This is a genomic window from Nonomuraea sp. NPDC052265 (genome assembly GCF_044547985.1).
Lineage (GTDB): Bacteria > Actinomycetota > Actinomycetes > Streptosporangiales > Streptosporangiaceae > Nonomuraea.
This window is the reverse complement of the sequence record NZ_JBIUBJ010000007.1, coordinates 320,070-337,722: the sequence shown is the minus strand read 5'-3', so window position 1 is coordinate 337,722 and position 17,653 is coordinate 320,070. Positions and strand designations below refer to the sequence as shown.

At 73.7% G+C, this 17,653-nt stretch carries 14 protein-coding genes and 1 riboswitch; of the genes, 6 read left to right on the top strand and 8 right to left on the bottom strand.

Annotated features, from left to right (window positions below; genetic code table 11):
* The first annotated feature begins 172 nt into the window (after positions 1–172).
* Positions 173–1,390, top strand: coding sequence for a multidrug effflux MFS transporter (locus ACIHAD_RS23430; protein WP_397356705.1), 1,218 nt, complete (start codon positions 173–175; stop codon positions 1,388–1,390).
* A gap of 83 nt (positions 1,391–1,473) precedes the next feature.
* Here ACIHAD_RS23430 and ACIHAD_RS23425 read toward each other — a convergent pair whose 3' ends face one another.
* The gene (locus tag ACIHAD_RS23425) at positions 1,474–2,484 is read right to left on the bottom strand and encodes a MerR family transcriptional regulator (protein ID WP_397356704.1); all 1,011 of its coding nucleotides are present in this window, start codon (positions 2,482–2,484) and stop codon (positions 1,474–1,476) included.
* 82 nt (positions 2,485–2,566) lie between these two features.
* Positions 2,567–2,653, top strand: a riboswitch (ZMP/ZTP riboswitch).
* 22 nt (positions 2,654–2,675) lie between these two features.
* On the opposite strand from ACIHAD_RS23425, the gene ACIHAD_RS23420 reads away from it, so the two are divergent.
* Positions 2,676–4,130 (top strand): glycine hydroxymethyltransferase, encoded by a 1,455-nt coding sequence (locus ACIHAD_RS23420; RefSeq protein ID WP_397356703.1) that lies wholly within the window; start codon positions 2,676–2,678, stop codon positions 4,128–4,130.
* Between the two features lie 46 nt (positions 4,131–4,176).
* On the opposite strand, the gene ACIHAD_RS23415 is transcribed toward ACIHAD_RS23420, so the two are convergent.
* Together ACIHAD_RS23415 and ACIHAD_RS23410 are read right to left on the bottom strand one after the other, a co-directional pair.
* Positions 4,177–4,680, bottom strand: coding sequence for an NUDIX domain-containing protein (locus tag ACIHAD_RS23415; protein WP_397356702.1), 504 nt, complete (start codon positions 4,678–4,680; stop codon positions 4,177–4,179).
* 89 nt (positions 4,681–4,769) lie between these two features.
* Positions 4,770–6,101, bottom strand: a complete 1,332-nt coding sequence (locus tag ACIHAD_RS23410; RefSeq protein ID WP_397356701.1) for a hypothetical protein — start codon at positions 6,099–6,101, stop codon at positions 4,770–4,772.
* A 124-nt stretch (positions 6,102–6,225) separates the two neighbouring features.
* Here ACIHAD_RS23410 and ACIHAD_RS23405 point away from each other — a divergent pair, with 124 nt between their 5' ends.
* Together ACIHAD_RS23405 and ACIHAD_RS23400 are read left to right on the top strand one after the other, a co-directional pair.
* Positions 6,226–7,704, top strand: a complete 1,479-nt coding sequence (locus ACIHAD_RS23405; RefSeq protein ID WP_397356700.1) for a hypothetical protein — start codon at positions 6,226–6,228, stop codon at positions 7,702–7,704.
* Positions 7,705–7,802: 98 nt separating this feature from the next.
* Entirely contained in the window at positions 7,803–8,609 is an 807-nt protein-coding gene (locus ACIHAD_RS23400; RefSeq protein WP_397356698.1) for an alpha/beta fold hydrolase, read from the top strand.
* Positions 8,610–8,634: 25 nt separating this feature from the next.
* On the opposite strand, the gene ACIHAD_RS23395 is transcribed toward ACIHAD_RS23400, so the two are convergent.
* Positions 8,635–9,105, bottom strand: a complete 471-nt coding sequence (locus ACIHAD_RS23395) for a PPOX class F420-dependent oxidoreductase (protein ID WP_397356697.1) — start codon at positions 9,103–9,105, stop codon at positions 8,635–8,637.
* Between the two features lie 135 nt (positions 9,106–9,240).
* Here ACIHAD_RS23395 and ACIHAD_RS23390 point away from each other — a divergent pair, with 135 nt between their 5' ends.
* The gene (locus ACIHAD_RS23390; RefSeq protein ID WP_397356696.1) at positions 9,241–11,529 is read left to right on the top strand and encodes a protein kinase; all 2,289 of its coding nucleotides are present in this window, start codon (positions 9,241–9,243) and stop codon (positions 11,527–11,529) included.
* A gap of 41 nt (positions 11,530–11,570) precedes the next feature.
* Positions 11,571–12,554 carry an endonuclease/exonuclease/phosphatase family protein gene (locus tag ACIHAD_RS23385; protein ID WP_397356695.1) on the top strand — a complete coding sequence of 328 codons (984 nt, stop codon included), beginning with the start codon at positions 11,571–11,573 and terminating at the stop codon, positions 12,552–12,554.
* Positions 12,555–12,643: 89 nt separating this feature from the next.
* Here ACIHAD_RS23385 and ACIHAD_RS23380 read toward each other — a convergent pair whose 3' ends face one another.
* The 4 genes from ACIHAD_RS23380 to ACIHAD_RS23365 form a co-directional block, all read right to left on the bottom strand.
* Positions 12,644–14,161 carry a glycoside hydrolase family 13 protein gene (locus ACIHAD_RS23380; protein ID WP_397356694.1) on the bottom strand — a complete coding sequence of 506 codons (1,518 nt, stop codon included), beginning with the start codon at positions 14,159–14,161 and terminating at the stop codon, positions 12,644–12,646.
* A gap of 34 nt (positions 14,162–14,195) precedes the next feature.
* A complete protein-coding gene (locus ACIHAD_RS23375) occupies positions 14,196–15,155 on the bottom strand; it encodes a carbohydrate ABC transporter permease (RefSeq protein ID WP_397356693.1) in 960 nt (319 codons plus the stop codon).
* Positions 15,156–15,157: 2 nt separating this feature from the next.
* Positions 15,158–16,078: a carbohydrate ABC transporter permease gene (locus tag ACIHAD_RS23370; RefSeq protein ID WP_397356692.1), complete on the bottom strand. Its 921-nt coding sequence runs from the start codon at positions 16,076–16,078 to the stop codon at positions 15,158–15,160.
* Between the two features lie 71 nt (positions 16,079–16,149).
* The gene (locus tag ACIHAD_RS23365; RefSeq protein ID WP_397356691.1) at positions 16,150–17,526 is read right to left on the bottom strand and encodes an extracellular solute-binding protein; all 1,377 of its coding nucleotides are present in this window, start codon (positions 17,524–17,526) and stop codon (positions 16,150–16,152) included.
* Positions 17,527–17,653: the final 127 nt, after the last annotated feature.

Genomic DNA, 17,653 nt, shown 5'->3' with positions numbered 1-17,653 from the left:
CGGTGACGTCTGCCCCTCGGCCGCCGGTGACGCGGTTAGCCGTGGCCGGATCACGGAACATCCTAGGTCTCTAGCCGCGCGGCCGTCTTGGAGCCATGACCATGGAGTTCGCCACTTCCCACCGCCACCGCCACCGCCACCGCCACCGCCACCGTCCGCCGGGGCGTCCCTCGTGACCAGGACGGGGGTGCCCGGGCCGCTGCTGGTCGTGCTCGGCCTGCTGTCGGCGGTGGCGCCGCTGGCCACCGACATGTACCTGCCCGTGTTCACCGACCTGGCGGCCGACCTGGGGGCGGGGGCGGCCGGCGTGCAGCTCACGCTGACCGCGTTCCTCACCGGGCTGGCGGTGGGGCAGCTCGTCATCGGACCGCTGTCGGACCGGTTCGGCCGCCGCGGGCCGATTTTGCTGGCCACCGCGGCGGCCCTGGTCGCGTGCGTCCTGTGCGCGCTCGCGCCGGACATCCGGACGCTCGTCGCCCTGCGCTTCGTGCACGGGTTCGCCGGGTCGGCGGGCATCGTCATCGGCCGCGCGGTGGCGGCCGACCTGACGACCGGCCGGGCGGCGGCGCGGATCTTCTCCCTGCTGGGCGCCGTGGTCGGCGTCGCGCCCGTGGTGGCCCCGCTGATCGGCGGCGCGCTGTCGCCCGCCGGGTGGCGCGTGGAGTTCTGGGTGATGGCCGGGATCTCGGCCGTGATGCTGCTCGGCTCGGCGCTCGTCGTGCCCGAGACGCTGCCGCCCGGACGCCGGCACGCGGGCGGCCTGGCCGCCACCGGGCGGACCGTGCGGCGGCTGTTCGCCGACCGGGGGTATCTCGGTTACGCCTTCTCCTTCGCGTTCGGCTTCGCGGGGCTCATGGGGTACATCTCGGCCTCGCCCTTCGTCGTGCAGAACGTGCTGGACCTGTCCACCCCCGCCTACACCGTGACGTTCGCGGCCAACGCCCTGGGCATGACGCTGACCGGCCTGGCCGGGGCCCGGCTGCTGCGCCGGTTCAGCCCGGAGGGGTTGCTGCGGGCGGGGCAGGGGGCGGTGCTGGGGTTGTCGGCCGTCCTGCTGGTGATGCTGGGGGCGGGGCTGGGCGCGGTGGTGGTGCTGCCCGTGCTGTTCGCGCTGGTGAGCTCGTTCACGCTGATCATGGGGAACGCGTCGGCGCTGACGGTGGGGCGGGCGCCGTACGCGACCGGCACGGCGGCGGCCGTGATGGGGGCGTTGCAGTTCGCGCTCGGGGCGCTGGTCTCGCCCCTGGTCGGGCTGGGGGGCGAGGACACCGGGCTGCCGATGGGGGGCACGCTGGTGGTCAGCGCGCTCCTCGGCATCGGCGCCCGCCTGCTGACCAGGGGCCTGCCGGAAACCGGCCCCGCCACCGCCGAGGCCCCCGCCAGCGGTTGAGGCCCCTGTACGAGGGGGCGGCGCTCGCCCTTGGAGTGGTGCCCGCCCTTGGGGGAAGCCCCCGGGGCCTTTCGCGGGCGGGGTCAGGGGGACGGATGGGTGCGCAGGGCGGTGAGGAGCCAGTCGAGGGCCGGGGTCGTGGGGGCCGGGGGCGGCCAGGCGTTGATCACGGCGAGGAGCTGGAGGTAGCGCTCTCTGCGAGGGTCGTTCGCCGTTTCCAGCCTGGTCAGCAGCCGCCGCCGGAGCGCGGCGTCGTCGGGGAGGCCCAGGAGGCGTGCGTACTCGCCGGCGACCGCCGCCACGACCGGCGCGGCCTCGGGCGCGGCGGGATCCACGCCCGCCGCCAGCGCCGCCCCCGCCGGGCCCAGCCCCAGCGACACGGCATCCCTCCGCACCCCTCCCCCACCGTCGGTCGCGGGGGCGGGGGTGGAGGAGGCACGGTCGGCGGCGGGGGCGGATGCGCTTTCGGGGGCGAGCGCGGGGGCGGAGGAGGCGCGGTCGGTGGTGTGGGAGGTGGTCAGGGTGTGCATCGTCGTCCGGAAGGACGGGTCCGCCATCAGCTCGGCCAGTTCCACCCACGCCTCCACCTGCTCCGGCTCGGCGTCGTCCGGCAGTTCCGGGGTCATCGAGACCCTGATCCCCGCGAGCCCCGGCCCGGCGTCCGGGACGGCGGCGTCCAGGAAGTCGCCGACCAGGCGGCGGCGTTCGTCCTCCGACAGTCCTGCGAGTCTGTGCATGAGCTCCATCTCCTCGGGCCCCGAGCCGCGCCGGGCCACCGCCGTCAGCACCGCGCGCCGCAGCCGCAGCGTACGGATCCGCACCCCCAGCGCCTCGGCGTGCGCCGCCGCGACCTGCGTGAGCGTGAGTTCGCGATCCACGACCTTCCTGACCGTGGCCAGGTCCACGCCCAGGTCGCGCAGGGTGCGGACGAGGTCGAGGCGGGCCGCGGCGGCGGCGTCGTAGAGGCGGTAGCCGGCCGGGCTGCGTTCCACCGGCGGCACGATCCCGCGGTCGGAGTAGAACCTGATGGTCTTGACCGGGAGCCCGGTCCGCCGGGCCAGGTCGCCGATCGTGTAGAGGGTGCCGCCGTCCATGCCTCCACCTTCGCGTCTCCCCCTGGTGGAGGCTCAAGCGCCTCCCTCGTTGCGCGGCTCCGGCCGATGACCGTAGTGTCAAGCCTCGGATCGTGACTGGCGTGATCGTAAGGTGGGACTCACCACCGGGGAGCGGTCCTGCACATCGCCGCGCGCCTGGGTGCCCTCACTTCGACGACTCGGGAGAAGTCATGGCTGAAGAGCACCCCCATTCCTACGGCGACCACGACGCGGCCACCGTGTCGGCCGCCTACCGCAACGCGCTCGACGTGATCGCCGCCGTGGAGCCGGGCGTGGCCGGGGCGATCCGCGCCGAGCTGGCCGACCAGCGCGCGTCCCTGAAGCTCATCGCGAGCGAGAACTACGCCTCCCCGGCCGTCCTGCTCACGATGGGCACGTGGCTGTCCGACAAGTACGCGGAAGGCACGATCGGCCACCGCTTCTACGCCGGCTGCCAGAACATCGACACCGTCGAGCGGCTCGCGGCCGACCACGCCAAGGCCCTGTTCGGCGCCGAGCACGCCTACGTCCAGCCCCACTCGGGCATCGACGCCAACCTGGTGGCCTTCTGGGGCATCCTGGCCCACCGGGTGGAGGCCCCGGCATTGGCCGCCGCCGGCGCCCGGCACGTCAACGACCTGTCGGAGGACGACTGGGAGACGCTGCGCAAGGCCCTGGGCGACCAGCGGGCCCTCGGCATGTCGCTGGACGCGGGCGGTCACCTGACCCACGGCTTCCGTCCCAACATCTCGGGCAAGATGTTCCACCAGCGCTCCTACGGCACCGACCCGGAGAGCGGCCTGCTCGACTACGACGCGCTGCGCGAGACCGCCCGCGAGTTCCGGCCGCTGGTGCTGATCGCCGGGTACTCGGCCTACCCGCGGCGCATCGACTTCGCCCGCATGCGGGAGATCGCCGACGAGGTGGGCGCCGTCCTGATGGTGGACATGGCGCACTTCGCCGGGCTGGTCGCGGGCAAGGTGTTCACCGGCGTGCACAACCCGGTGCCGTACGCGCACGTCACGACGACCACCACGCACAAGTCGCTGCGCGGCCCGCGCGGCGGTCTGGTGCTGTGCCAGCGGGAGTACGCCGACTCGATCGACCGGGGCTGCCCGATGGTCCTGGGCGGCCCGCTCGGCAACGTGATGGCGGCCAAGGCCGTCGCCCTGGCCGAGGCCCGGCAGAGCGCGTTCGCCGACTACGCGCGGGCGGTGGCCGCCAACGCGGTCGCCCTGGCCGAGGGCCTGGTGCGCCGGGGCGTACGCCTGGTCACCGGCGGCACCGACAACCATCTGGTCCTGCTCGACGTGTCCACGTACGGGCTGACCGGCCGGCAGGCCGAGTCGGCGCTGCTCGACGCCGGGATCGTCACCAACCGCAACGCGATCCCGCGCGACCCCAACGGCGCCTGGTACACCTCGGGCATCCGCGTCGGCACCCCGGCGCTCACCTCGCGCGGGTTCGGGACGCAGGAGTTCGACCAGGTCGCCGAGCTGATCGTCGGCGTGCTGACCGACACCACGCCGTCGGCCACCTCCAAGGCCAGGTACGACCTGCCGCAGAGCACCGCCGAGAAGACCCGCGCCGCGGCGGCCGAACTGCTCGCCGCCCACCCGCTCTACCCGGGCCTCGACCTGAGCTGAGCCCTCCGGCCGCCTGCCCGCTCCGGCCTCGGCCGGAGTGGAGACGTCACCGCGGTCGGCGACGGGCCTGCCGCGCGAAGTAGGCGGCCGCCATCCGCGTGTGGGCAGGGAACGCCAGCTCGGCGGGCCCGTCGATGACCAGCCACTCGCTCGTCTCGTCCGTGGCCTCCATCGGCGGCAGCCCGGACGCCGTGACGCGCGGGCCCAGACCGAAGATCAGCACGGTCCCGTCCGGGGCGCTGACCACGTCGAAGAGCGTGACGTCGACGGCCTCGGCCACCACGCCGGTCTCCTCGCGCAGCTCGCGCACCGCCGCCTGCTGCCAGGACTCCCCCACGTCGATGAACCCGCCGGGCAGGGCGAGCTCGCCGCGACGCGGCTCGACGTCCCGGCGTACCACGAGCAGGCCGTCGTCGACGGGCAGCAGCGTCACGGCGACCGGCAGGGGGTTGAGGTAGCTCGTGTTCCCGCAGGTCGCGCAGGTGCGGGGCCAGGGCTGGGCGGGGGCGAAGGCGGCGCCGCAGAAGGAGCAGTACGCGTTCCTGATCACGCCGCGATCCTAGAGGCAGGCCGGAACCCCACGCAGGCCCCGCCCGGCCGCCTGTCCCCGCACCACCCGGGCCGGCCTTGCTGTGGGGGTCAGCCTGTTACCGCGTGGTCGGCGCGGCTGACCAGCGGGTTGCCGCGGTGTGGTTGCCAGGCGGCGCGCAGGCCGCGCAGCTCCTCCCGTACCCGGGCCGAGGAGATCCGCCGGAGGTCGTCGCTCAGGTCGAGGACGGTGGCCGCGGCCTGGTCCACCTCGCCCGCGCGCAGGAAGGAGTGAGCCGCCCGCAACCCGATCAGGGCACGGGTGCGCAGCTCGACCGGCCGCCTGGCCCGCATGGACGCGGAGAAGTGGCGGGCGGCGGTGGCGTGGTCGCCGAGCTGGGTGAGGGTCAGGCCGATCTGGTGTTCCAGGGACTCGCGCCGGTAGTTGCCCGTCCACTCCGACTCGGGCGCGGAGTCGGCGCGTTCGAGCTGGACCTCGGTACGGCTGAGCAGCCGGAGCGCGTCCCAGCGGGTCCCGGCGGCGGCGTGGGTCTCGGCGCGCATGCCGGTGATCCACGCCTGGGTGCGGGCGGGTCCGTGCCCGGCCAGCGCGGACGCGGCGGCCTCGGCCAGGGCCAGCGCGTCGCCGTCGTGGCCCAGCTCGGCCGCCTGGACGGCCATGCTGCGCAGGGCGGTGGCCCGCAGCAGCAGGTCGGCGGCCTCGTCGGCGAGGCGTACGCTGCTGATGTAGTAGCGCTGGGCCAGGGCGTGGGCGCCGTCGTCCATGGCCATGTAGGCGGCCAGGTAGCTCAGCTCGGCGGCGGCGCCGAACAGGTCGGGCCTGCGGCGGCCGGTCGTACCGTGCAGCAGGGGCGTGACCTCGCGGGACAGGTAGGCGGCGACCGCGGCGCGGCCGTGGCCGCCGCCGTAGAGGTCGTCCAGGTCGGCGAAGGCGCGGGTGGTGGCGCGGATCCGTTCGACGTCGCCCGCGCCGGCCCGGCGGGCACCCGCGCGGCCTGCCGGGCGATGCGCGGACAGGACGGATAATCCGGATAAGCCGGATAAGGCGGCCAGGGTGAACGTGCGCCGGTTGAGCAGGTCGTCCTCGCCCAGCACGGCCAGCCGGGCGACGGGGTCGCCGCGCCAGGGGTCGTCGGCCGACGGCGGCCCGTCCGGCTCCGGCCACCCCAGATGCGCCGGGCGCAGGTCGGGCCTGCCCAGGCGGCGGCGGAACGCCTCGACCGCCGCGCGCACCGCCTCGGGCCGCGGGATCGTGCCGGTCAGCCAGTGGCCGACCGCCGAGCGGTCGTAGTGCACGCGCTCGCCACTCTCGGCGGCGACGGCGTTGACGTGCCGCGCGGTGGCCGCGTGCGTCCAGCCCGCCTGCTCGATCAACACCGCCAGCGTCCGGTTGACGACGGGGAGGGTACGCCGGGGCGGCATCTCGTCTTCACATCGCTTCACATCGCGGTGGCCTCGACGGTCCGCCGGACATGGCTCATCGTCAAGGGTGCGGACCGTGGCCCCCGGGTGACGGTCCTGAGCCGGGTGCGACGAGGGAGGGCTGATGGACGGGCTGCACGGCGAGGGGCGGCGCGAGGCCGGGCTGGAAGAGGCGGCGCACGAGGAGCTGACGGCCGCGCTGGCGGGCCGCCCGCTGGTCTGCGTCGAACGGTTCAGCACCGCGCTGCGCACCGGCTACACAGGCCCGGCCCCGATCGGGGCCCTGCGCCCGGCTCTGAGCATCGGCTGCTACTCGGCATGGGACCCGGCGCTGCCCGGCATGGTCGTCGCCGCCGAGGACCGCACCAGGACCCGCTCGGTCGCCGAGCGGCGTGCCTGGTTGCCCCGCGTCCGGCACGAGGCCGCCCGGCACCTGCTCAAGCTGGACCGCCCGCCGGTCGTCTTCACCTGGTACGACAACGCCCGGCTGCGCGAGCTGGCCGGCCCCGGCGGGGTCGTCGCGGCCATCGACGCCGACGTGCGGGCCGCGATCGAGGCCAAGCACCTGCTGGACGACCTGCTGCGGGCGGCCGGCGTGCCGGCGGTGGCCCGCGTCCCCTGCGTGCACGTGGAGCGGCTGCCCGGACTGGCCGAGCTGCGGCGCGCGGTCGGCACCGAGCGGGTCGTGGTGCAGGCGGGGCGGAGGGCGGACCGGCACGGCACCGTCGTCGTCTCCGGCGAGAAGGACATGCCACGGGCGGCCCGGCTGCTGGGGCCGTACCGGGTGGCGGCGTACGTGCCGGGCTGGCCGTGCACGATCGCGGTGCTCAGCGTCCCCGACAGCGAGGGCGGCGTCCGGGTGTACGCCGACCGTCCCGCCCACACCTCGGCCGGGATCGCCGAGCTGGGCGCGGGGCCGATGCGCAGCACGGGCGACGACTGGTCGCGCCCGTGGCCGACGCCCGCCGCCGCGCTGCTCATCGAGTGCGCCGAGCGCATCGCGTTCTGGGCCTGGCGCAGGTACGGCGCGGCCGGTTTGTTCAGCGTGGAGGCCATCCTCACGCCGGGCGAACGGGTCCACCTGTCGGCGATCAAGTGGCGGCACCAGGAGGGCACCGAGGTGTCGTCGGTCAACCAGCAGGCCGCCGGGCTGCCCCCGTTCGTACTGGCCCACCTGTCGGTGATGCTCGGCGGGCGGGTGACCTGGCTGGGGGACCCGCAGGAGTTCAACCAGCGCACGCTGCTGCGCGCGGCCCGGCCGGGCGGCCCCTTCCACGTCAGGGTCCGCCTGGACGGCGACGCCCCCGTACGCGTGGCCGCCGCCCAGGGCCCCGGCGTCTACCGCCTGGACCGGTCGGGTCACCTGCGGTGGGTGCGGCGGGGGGCGCACCCGTCCGACGCGCGGGCGAGCCAGGGCGAGTTCCTGCTGGCCAACCTGCCCGAGCCGGACGTCGTCTGCCATCCGGGGGCCGACCTGGCCACCGTCGAGGGGGTCGCCGAGGGCGCGGCGCACCCGTTCGACGGCCCGGACGCCGTCTCCCCGGCCACCCGGCGGATCGTCGCGGCCGTCGAGAACCTGTTCGACGAGGTCAAGGAGCCCTGATCGGCGCATTCCGACGGGGAGCCCGCGGACCGATGAGTTCGCGCGTCCGCGGGAGTCCAACCCGGTGTCACCCCGATTCCGAGGAAGGACCCACACCGATGAGCACCACGCACACTCTCGCCGTACCGGGCGGCCGCCTGCGCTACCAGGTCCGCGGCAGCGGCCCACTGCTGCTGCTCGTGGGCGCGCCGATGGACGCCGAACCCTTCGCCCCGCTGGCCGAGGAGCTGGCCGGCGAGCACACCGTCGTCACCCACGACCCGCGCGGCGTGTCCGGCAGCACGCTCGACGACCCCGACCAGGACTCCACCCCTGACCTGCGGGCCGACGACGCGGTCGCGATCCTCGACGCGCTCGGCGCGGAGTCCGCCGACGTGCTCGGCAGCAGCGGCGGCGCGGTGACCGGCCTGGCCCTCGTCACCCGCCACCCCAGCCGCGTGCGCACGCTCGTCGCGCACGAGCCGCCCGTGCTGGAGCTGCTGCCCGACGCGGCCGAGCGGCGCGCCGAGGTGGACGACATCATCGAGACGTTCCGCCGGGAGGGCCCGGGGGCGGCGTTCGGGAAGTTCATGGCCACCGCGGGCTTCCAGACCGGCGAGGACGCCCCGGCCCCGCCGCCGAGCGAGTCGCCCGACCAGGACCTGGCCGACGCCGCCCACTTCTTCCTGCACGAACTGCGCGGCACCACCCGTTACGTCCCCGACGTCGCGGCGCTGAAGGCCGGACCGGCCCGGGTCGTCGTGGGCATCGGGGCCGAGTCCGGCGGCCTCCTCACCTACCGCACCTCGCAGGCGCTGGCCGACCTGCTCGGCGTGCCGCCGGTCGTGTTCCCCGGCGAGCACGGCGGCTTCGTCGACCGTCCGAAGGAGTTCGCCGACGTGCTGCGCGAGGTGCTGGCCCGCTGACGAGGGCCGGCCCCTGGCGGCGCGCTCAGCCGCCGGGGGTCAGGTTCGCCGGGAAGCCGCCGGTCGCGATCGGCCCCCAGCGGTCGATCGTGATCCGGATCAGCGACTTGTTCTGGCGGCGCATGGCCTCCCGGTACTCCGCCCAGTCGGGGTGCTCGCCGGCGATGCACCGGTAGTAGTCCACCAGGGCGTCGAGGGCCTCGGGCATGTCCAGGACCTCGCCCCGTCCGTCCACCTGGACGTACGGGCCGTCCCAGTCGTCGGACAGCACGCACATCGAGACCCGCTCGTCGCGCCGCACGTTCCCGGCCTTGGCGCGCTCGGGGTAGGTGGAGACCACGATCCGGCCCTCGCCGTCGAGGCCGCACGAGACCGGCGAGAGCTGGGGACGCCCGTCGGCGCGGGTCGTCGAGAGCAGGCCGTGATGTCGGGGGCGGAGGAAGTCGAGAAGTACGGGCAGGTCGACGCGGCGGGCGGTCGCGATCCTCGGAGCCATCTGGGACGCCTTTCCTGTGCGGTGCCGGCTTCGATCCTGCCATCCGGCGCGGGCCCGGCTTCCCGGGCCCGGCCGGGCGGCCCTATGGTGTGGTTCGCCGACATGTCCCCGTACGTGCCCGAGGAAAGGAACGGAATGCCGGAAGTCCGTCCGCTCCGGCCGGGAGATCCCGAGAGGATCGGCGACCATCGGCTGCTCGGCGTGCTCGGCTCCGGCGGGCAGGGAGTCGTCTACAAGGGCGTCGACGACGCGGGCCGCGAGGTCGCGGTCAAGCTGCTGCACAGCCACCTGACCCAGGACGACGCCGTCACCCGGGGCCTCCTGCGCGAGGCCGAGGCGGCGCGCCGGGTCGCCGCCTTCTGCACCGCCGCCGTGCTGGACGTGGGGGTGGCAGACGGGCGGCCCTACATCGTGAGCGAGTACGTCGCGGGCGACACCCTGCAGAGGCTCGTCCGGGAGTCGGGGCCGCGTACGGGGGGCGCGCTGGACCGGCTGGCGATCTCCACGCTGACCGCGCTGGCCGCCATCCACGAGGCCGGGATCGTGCACCGCGACTTCAAGCCGGGCAACGTGCTCATGGGGCCCGAGGGGCCGATCGTGATCGACTTCGGCATCGCCAAGGCGCTGGGGGCGACGACGCAGGCCTCCGCGCCGATGGGGACGCCGGCGTACATGTCGCCTGAGCAGTTCGGGGGTGAGCGGGTCGGGCCGGCGTCCGACGTGTTCAGCTGGGCGGGGACGATGGTGTTCGCGGCCACCGGCCGGCCGCCGTACGCCGGGGAGACGGTCGCCGCCATCCTGCACAAGGTCATGAGCGGCGTGCCGGATCTCACGGGCGTACCGGCCCACCTGGTGGGGCCGATCCGGTCCTGCCTCGCCAAGGACCCCGCCGCCCGCCCCACGCCCGCCGCCCTCCTCCGCCACCTCATCAGCACCCCCGGCTCCCCCCACCCGGCCTCCCTCCATGGCTCCCCGCCACCTGTGGCCCAGCCCGGCTCGCCGCGTCCGCCCGCCACCCCGGGCCCGGCGCCCTCCCCGGCGCCAATGGGCTCGGCGTCCTCGGCCGGGGGGCCGGACGCGCGTAACGGGAGCCCGGCGACGGGGCCCGGGACGGTTCCGCCGTCGGGGGCCGGGGCGACCGGGCCGGCGTTTCGGGGGGAGACGACCAGGCCGGGCACCGATCGGCGGGTGAGCCGGCGGGCCGTGGTGGTCGGCGGTGCGGCGGCCGCGGCGGCAGCGGCGGCGTCCGCCTTCCTTCTCCTGCGCCCCGCGAACGGCCTCACCGACGATCCGTCCCCCGGCCCCACCGGCGACCCGACCGGCCCCCCGGCGACGGGCACGCCGACAGCGCCCACGACAGCGCCCACGACGGGGCCCACGACGGGGCCCACGACGGCCGCGACGAGCCCCGCACCCAGCACGTCCCCCACCGGGGATCCCACGGCCTCCCCCGCGGTCGAGCCGTTCGGCGCGCCGGTCAGGGAGCCCGTTCCGCTGCCCGCCGGCAGTGGCGAGCCGGCCGTCCTGGCCGCCGCCGGCTCCACCGTCGTCTGCGGCACGTCCAAGGGCACGGTGCTCGCCTGGGACCTGGCGGCGAGGCCCGCGACCGTCCTCAGGCTCGGCGACGGAGGCGCCGCCGCGACCGCCGTGGCCTGCGGCGACGGCAGGGCCGCCTCAGGGCACGGCGACGGCCGGATGCGGCTGTGGAACCCGGCGGGCGGCGGCCTCGGCACGTCCAGGGCGGCCGATCCCGTCATCGCCGTCACCACCGCCGGACGCGCGGTCGCGGTCACCCAGAAGTACGACAGCCTCAAGGACCTGCACAGCGTCGTACGCCTGTGGGACATCGCCACCGGCCGCCAGATCGGCCCCGCCGTCACCGACCACTTCCAGGGCGTCAGCGGCCTGGCCTTCGGCCGCCTCGGCGGCGACGACGTGCTCGTCACCGGCGACGGCGCCAACCGCGTCCGGGTACGCCGCCTGTCAGACGGAAAGGTGACGCACACGTACAAGACCGGCGAGATCGGCGGCATCGAGCTGCTGGCCTGCGGCGAGCTGGACGGCCGGCCCGTCCTGGTCTCCACCCACCTGGACGCCACCCTGCGCGTCCACGACCTGGCCACCGGCAGGCGCAGGAAGAAGTGGACGTTCAGCCGCCGCAGCCCCGACGACCGTGGGGCGTCCTGCCTGGTCGTGGGCGCGCTCGGCGGCAGGCCCGTCGCGGTCGTCGCGCACGCGCCGGGCGGCGGCGAGGCGGTCGTCCGCGTCTGGAGCCTGGCCGACGGCAAGATCCTCGGGGAGCTGGGCCCAGGGCCGGGCGCCGAGATCCGCACCCTGGCGCTGGCCGAGCTGGAAGGTCGTCCCGTCGTCGTGGGGGCCGGGGGCGACGCCCTGCTGAGCGCGTGGAGCCTCGGTCCCGCCTGACGCTCATCTGCGTTTAAGAATCGCGGCCTAGGGTTCGGGCTGTGCTGACGGACGAAGTGGTGAAGCCCGTGCGGACGCGTCCGCGCCGGGTCTGGAGGCGGCGGCTGGCGACGGCGGTCGCGGTGCTGTTCGCGGCGGGGACGGCGGTCCGGCTCGGCGGCCTGGAGTCGGGTGTCCTGCTGGTCCCGCTGGTGTCCTTCACGCCCTACTTCGGGGTGGCGGCGCTGCTGATGCTGGGGGTGGCGGCGCTGGTCCGCAGCAGGGCGGCGGTCGCGGTCATGCTGGCGGTGTGCGTGTGCCTGGCCTGGCTGGTGCTCCCCCGCGCCCTGCCCGGCGGTACGGACGCCGCGACCGGCCGCCCGTTGCGCGTGCTGACCGCCAACCTCAACGGCGGCCGCGGCGACGCCGGCACGATCGTCGACCTGGTGCGCACGCTGAACGTGGACGTGCTCAGCCTCCAGGAGCTGACCTGGTCGGAACGCGACCGGCTGGTGGCGGCCGGGCTGGAGACTCTGCTGCCGTACCAGGTCACCAAGCCGGAGACGTGGGGGCCGGTGGGCAGCGGCGTGTACGCGCGGTACCCGCTGAACGAGCGTACGGGCGTGTTCCAGCCGGTCGGGCACCACATGCCGGTCGTGGAGGCGGCGTTGCCCGGCGGTTCGGTGGAGGTGGTGGTCGTGCATCCGGTGGCGCCGGTGCCCTCGACGGTGCCGGAGTGGGAGGCGGGGGTCGGGACGCTGCCGCCCGCGCCGTCCACGGGCGCGCCGCGGATCCTGGCCGGGGACTTCAACGCCACGCTGGACCACGCCGTGTTCCGGCGGCTGCTGGGCACCGGCTACACCGACGCGGCGGCGGCCACCGGCCACGGGCTGGTGCCCACCTGGCCGATGCGCCGGCTCCCGCCGCTGGTCGCCATCGACCACGTGCTCACGGACGGGCGCGCGCGGGCGGTGGACGTGCGCATCCTCGACCTGCCCGGCTCGGACCACCGCGCCCTCTTCGCCGACCTGCGCGTCCAGAGCTGACCCGGCCGGGGAGCCCCGCGCCCGGGGGAGGCCGGGCGCGAGGCAGGCCCGGCGCCGGGGGCAGGCACCCCCAGGCGGGCCGGGGGAGGTCAGGCCAGCCAGGCCGCCGTGTCGGCGGGCAGGCGGTCGCCGTCCAGGGTGCCGCTGGCCAGCAGGACCGTGTCGTGGGCGGGCAGCGGCACCGGGTCGGCGCCCAGGTTGACCACGCAGGTCAGGCCGGAGTCCCGGGTGAAGGCGAGCACGTCGGACCCCAGGTCGAGCCAGGTGAGCGTGCCGTCGCCGAGCCGCTCGGCCCGGATGCGCAGCCCGTTCCTGTAGAGGTTGAGCATCGAGCCCAGGTCGGCGGTCTGGGCCTCGACGGTGAGCTTGTTCCAGGCGTCCGGCTGCGGCAGCCACGGCGTGGCCGTGCCGAAGCCGAACGGCGGCTCGTCGCCCGACCACGGCAGCGGCACCCGGCAGCCGTCGCGGCCCTTCACGGTGTGGTTCGAGCGCCGCCACATCGGGTCCTGGCGCAGCTCGTCGGGGATGTCGTCCACCTCCGGCAGGCCCAGCTCCTCGCCCTGGTAGATGTAGATGCCGCCGGGCAGCGCCATGGCGAGCAGCGCCGCCGCACGTGCCCGGCGGTAGCCGAGCTCCAGGTCGGAGGGGGCGCCGTCCCTGCGGTCGGCGTGGTCCCAGGAGGTGTCGGCGCGGCCGTACCGGGTGACGACGCGGGCGACGTCGTGGTTGGACAGCACCCAGGTGGGCGGGGCGCCGAGCGGGGCGTGGGTGGCGAGGGTCTGCTCGATCACCTGGCGCAGGCCGGCGGGCTCCCAGGGGCAGGCCAGGAACGGGAAGTTGAAGACGGTGTGCAGCTCGTCGGGGCGCAGGTAGCGGGCCAGGCGCTCCTGGTCGGGCAGCCACACCTCGCCGACCAGGACGCGGTCGTCGTACTCGTCGTTGATCAGGCGCCAGCTCCGGTAGACGTCGTGGACCTCGTCCAGGTCCTCGTACGAGCCGGTCAGGCCGTCGGGCTTGGTGAGCAGGGCGGCGGAGTCGATGCGGATGCCGTCCACGCCGCGGTCGTACCAGAAGCGCAGGACGTCGTGGAACTCGCGGTGGACCTCCGGGTTGGTCCAGTTGAGGTCGGGCTGGCCGGGGTCGAACAGGTGCAGGTACCACTGGCCGTCGGGCACCTGGGTCCAGGCGGGGCCGCCGAAGATCGACTGCCACTCGCCGGGCTCGTCCCGGAACCAGAAGCGGTCGCGCACGGACGGGTCGCGCAGCGCCTCCCGGAACCACTCGCTCGCGGTCGAGCCGTGGTTCGGCACCACGTCGATGATGATCCTGATGTTCAGCTCGTGCGCCTCGGCGATGAACTCCTCCGCCTCGGCCAGGGTGCCGAACACGGGATCGATGTCCCGGTAGTCGGCCACGTCGTACCCGCCGTCGGCCAGCGGCGACGGGTACCAGGGGTTGAGCCAGATCGCGTTCACCCCGAGCGCCGACAGGTACGGCAAACGTGCCCGCAGCCCCGCCAGGTCGCCCACGCCGTCACCGTTGCCGTCGGCGAAGCTGCGCAGGTAGACCTGATAGATCGCGGCTCCCCGCCACCACGTTTCGGACATGCTGAAGACAACTCCTTGCCATAGGTGGAGGCACTCAGCCCTTGAGGCTGCCGGCGGTGAGTCCCGCCATGATGTGCCGCTGGAAGATGAAGAAGACGATGACGGTCGGGATGCTGGCGATCACCAGGCCGCCCATGACCTGGTCCTGCGACACGGCCCCGGCGGTCTGGGCCAGGCCCACGCTGAGCGTCATCTTCTCGCTGTCGCTCATGACGAGCAGCGGCCAGATGAAGTCCTTGAACGAGGTGACGATCGTGAAGATCGACGTCACGCCGAGGATCGGGCGGGAGACCGGCAGGACGACCGACCACAGGATGCGGAACGGGCCGCCGCCGTCGATCTGGGCGGCTTCGAGCAGTTCGCGGGGGATGGAGTCGAAGAACCTCTTGAGCAGGAAGATGTTGAAGCCGTTGGCCGCGGCGGGCAACCACAGGCCCCACGGGTTGTTCAGCAGGTCCCAGCCGAAGATCGGCACGTCGTGGATGGCGAGATAGGTGGGGATGAGCACGACCATCGGCGGGATCATCAGGGTGGCCAGCATGGCGCCGAGGATGACGTTGCCGAGCGCCGGGCGCAGCTTGGACAGCGCGTACGCGGCGGTGACGTCGACCGCCATGGTGATCAGCCAGCCGCCGCCGGCGTACAGGACGGTGTTCCGCAGCAGCGTGCCGATGTCGAACAGCTCCCACGCCTCCAGGAACTTCCCGAAGTTCAGCTCCTTCGGGAAGAGCGTGGGCGGCACCCGGGCGAACTCCTCGGCCGACTTCAGCGCGCCGGTGATCATCCAGTACATCGGCAGGAGGAACACGACGGTGAACGTGACGACCGTCGCGACCAGGACCGTCCAGTAGACGCGCCGCCCCCACCGGCTGTTGAGCTGGTGCGGGGAGATGATCGTGCGGAACTGCACCTCGATGCGCCTGGGCTGCCGCCTCCTCGTCCCGCGGCGGGTCGAGGGCGGCGCGGCGGGGCGTCGCAGGGTGGCGTTCGACATGGTCAGCTCTTCTCCTCGCGGGTCAGCCGGAGCTGCACGGCGGCGAAGGCGAGCAGGACGACCATGAGCATCATCCCGAGCGCGCCGCCCGCGCCGTAGTTGCTGTAGGTGAACGCCTGCTGGAACATCAGGAAGGCGACGGTGGCGGTGGCGTTCTCGGGGCCGCCGCCCGTGAGCAGGTACGGCTCGATGAAGACCTGCATGGTCGCGACGATCTGCAGCATCAGCATGAGCAGCAGGATCAGCCGGGTCTGCGGGATCGTGATGTGCCGGATCCGCTTCCACACCCCGGCGCCGTCGAGCTCGGCGGCCTCGTAGAGGTCGGGCGGGATGTTCTGCAGCGCGGCCAGGTAGATCAGGGTCGCCGAGCCCATGTTCATCCAGGTCGAGACGAGCACCAGGCACAGCAGCGCGGTGTCGGTCGAGTAGATCCAGTTGAGGCCGGGCAGCGAGAAGAAGCCGAGGATCTGGTTGAACAGGCCGACGTCGGGGTCGTAGAACCAGCGGAAGAGCAGCACCGCGACGGCCGGGGGCAGCATGACCGGCAGGTACACCACGAACCGCAGGTAGGCCCGGCAGTGGCGGAGCTCGTTGAGCAGGATCGCCACCGCGAACGGCAGCCCGTAGCCGAGCACCAGCGCGAGGACGGTGAACGTGAGCGTGTTCAGCCACGCGGGCCCGAAGGCCGGGTCGGCGAAGGCGGTCCTGAAGTTCTCCAGGCCGACCCACTCGGGCTCGTTGACCAGGTCGGTCTTCTGGAAGCTGAGGATGAACTCCTGGACGATGGGATACCAGGAGAACAGTACGAAGCAGAACAGCGCCCCGACCATGAACCCGTAGGCCGTCAGGTTCCTCCGCAACGCCCGGCGCAGCGGCGAGGGCGGCCTCGGTCGTCGCACGGTTCCGGCGGTGGCAATGCTCATGGGGTGTCTCCGATCACCGACTCGACGTACCGGGGCGCCGGCGGACGCGGCGCCCCGGTCTCACGTTCCGCTCAGCCCTTGCTGGCCAGCATGGCGTTCGCCTTGGTCTCGGCGTCCGCGAGGAGCTGGTCGACGTCGGCGTCCTCGCGGCTCAGCACGGCCGACATGGCCACGTCGAGGATGGCGTAGAGCTCCTGGGCGTGCGGCGGCTCCATCTTGGGCGGGATGGTGGCCGAGGCGTCCACGTACGGCTGGTAGTTCTCCACCGGCAGGGTGGCGTTGGCCTTGCGGGCGTCCTGGAGGGCCTTGCCGGTGGGCGAGGCGCCGTAGACGTCGTTGTCGGGCACGCCGACCGGGTTGCCGAGCGACTTGCCGCGGGCGAAGTCGAAGCGGCCCTTGTCGACGGTGTTGAACCGGAAGTCCACCCAGGCCAGGCCGGCCTTGGCCTGCTCGGGCGTGGCCTTGGGGTTGACGAAGAACGCCTCGCCGCCGCTCAGCGACGCCTTGGCCTCGGGGAAGCCGGTGATGCCGTAGTCGGTGGCGGCGCCCTTGAACTTGTTGACCACGTCGGTGACGACGTCGGGGGCGCCGAGCATCATGCCGACCTTGCCCGAGCCCATGGCCTGCATGAGGGGTTCCCAGGCGTTGAAGAGCTTGGCGCCGGTGCTCTTGTCCACCCAGCGCAGGTCCTTCAGGAACTGCAGCACGGCCTTGCCCTCGGGCGAGTTGAACGCGGCGGTCTTGCCGTCGGCCGAGACCATGTCGCCGCCGCGGCCGTACAGGGCCTGGTTGAAGTGCCAGCCGCCGGTGTTGCCGCCGGAGTACTCGCCGTAGCCGATGACGCCGCCGCCGAGCGCGGCGATCTTCTTGGCGGCCTCGCGGACCTCGGCCCAGGTCTTGGGCGGGGCGCTGGGGTCGAGCCCGGCCTTGGTGAACAGCGCCCGGTTGTAGACCAGGCCGACGCTGTAGTGGACGTTGGGGACGCCGTAGACCTTGCCGTCCTTGGTGACCAGGTCGCGGACGTCCTGGCGCAGGTCGTTCCAGTTCTTGATCTCACCGGTGTACGGCGTGATGTCGAGGCCCTGGCCCTTACTGATCACGTCGCCGTAGTTGGTGACCGGCACCACGAACACGGTCTCCATCTGGCCGCCGGCCAGCTTCGGCCCGAAGGTCTTGGGATCGAAGCAGGGCTGCTGGTCGGTGCTCTTGACCGTCACGCCGGGGTGCGCCTTCTGGAACGCGGCCACGTCGTCGTCCCAGGCCTGCCGCTCCTTGGGGGCGGACTTCGCGGGCTGGCAGGCGACGGTGATGCTCACCTGCGCGGCACCCGAGGCGCTGCCCTGCGCCCCGGGCTTGGTGTCGTCGCCACTGCCGCAGGCCACGGCGCTCATGCTCAGGCCTGCCGCCAGGAGCAGCCCCACAGTCCTGCGATAGTCCGATCTCTTCATCGATCTGACCCTTCCGAAGCTTGACGTAGCCGGGGGACGGTGAGGCGCCCCGCTGTGCGCTCACAATGGCAGATCCCTCAGATGTCCGCAATGTTTCGACATGGGGTTGCAAGATAACGACTAGGTC

What these genes read in the sequence shown, in the direction of transcription:
- ACIHAD_RS23425 (WP_397356704.1), bottom strand. Translation starts at nt 2,484, where the DNA reads ATGGACGGCGGCACCCTCTACACGATCGGCGACCTGGCCCGGCGGACC.
- ACIHAD_RS23420 (WP_397356703.1), top strand. Translation starts at nt 2,676, where the DNA reads ATGGCTGAAGAGCACCCCCATTCCTACGGCGACCACGACGCGGCCACC.
- ACIHAD_RS23410 (WP_397356701.1), bottom strand. Translation starts at nt 6,101, where the DNA reads ATGCCGCCCCGGCGTACCCTCCCCGTCGTCAACCGGACGCTGGCGGTG.
- ACIHAD_RS23405 (WP_397356700.1), top strand. Translation starts at nt 6,226, where the DNA reads ATGGACGGGCTGCACGGCGAGGGGCGGCGCGAGGCCGGGCTGGAAGAG.
- ACIHAD_RS23400 (WP_397356698.1), top strand. Translation starts at nt 7,803, where the DNA reads ATGAGCACCACGCACACTCTCGCCGTACCGGGCGGCCGCCTGCGCTAC.
- ACIHAD_RS23395 (WP_397356697.1), bottom strand. Translation starts at nt 9,105, where the DNA reads ATGGCTCCGAGGATCGCGACCGCCCGCCGCGTCGACCTGCCCGTACTT.
- ACIHAD_RS23390 (WP_397356696.1), top strand. Translation starts at nt 9,241, where the DNA reads ATGCCGGAAGTCCGTCCGCTCCGGCCGGGAGATCCCGAGAGGATCGGC.
- ACIHAD_RS23380 (WP_397356694.1), bottom strand. Translation starts at nt 14,161, where the DNA reads ATGTCCGAAACGTGGTGGCGGGGAGCCGCGATCTATCAGGTCTACCTG.
- ACIHAD_RS23375 (WP_397356693.1), bottom strand. Translation starts at nt 15,155, where the DNA reads ATGTCGAACGCCACCCTGCGACGCCCCGCCGCGCCGCCCTCGACCCGC.
- ACIHAD_RS23370 (WP_397356692.1), bottom strand. Translation starts at nt 16,078, where the DNA reads ATGAGCATTGCCACCGCCGGAACCGTGCGACGACCGAGGCCGCCCTCG.
- ACIHAD_RS23365 (WP_397356691.1), bottom strand. Translation starts at nt 17,526, where the DNA reads ATGAAGAGATCGGACTATCGCAGGACTGTGGGGCTGCTCCTGGCGGCA.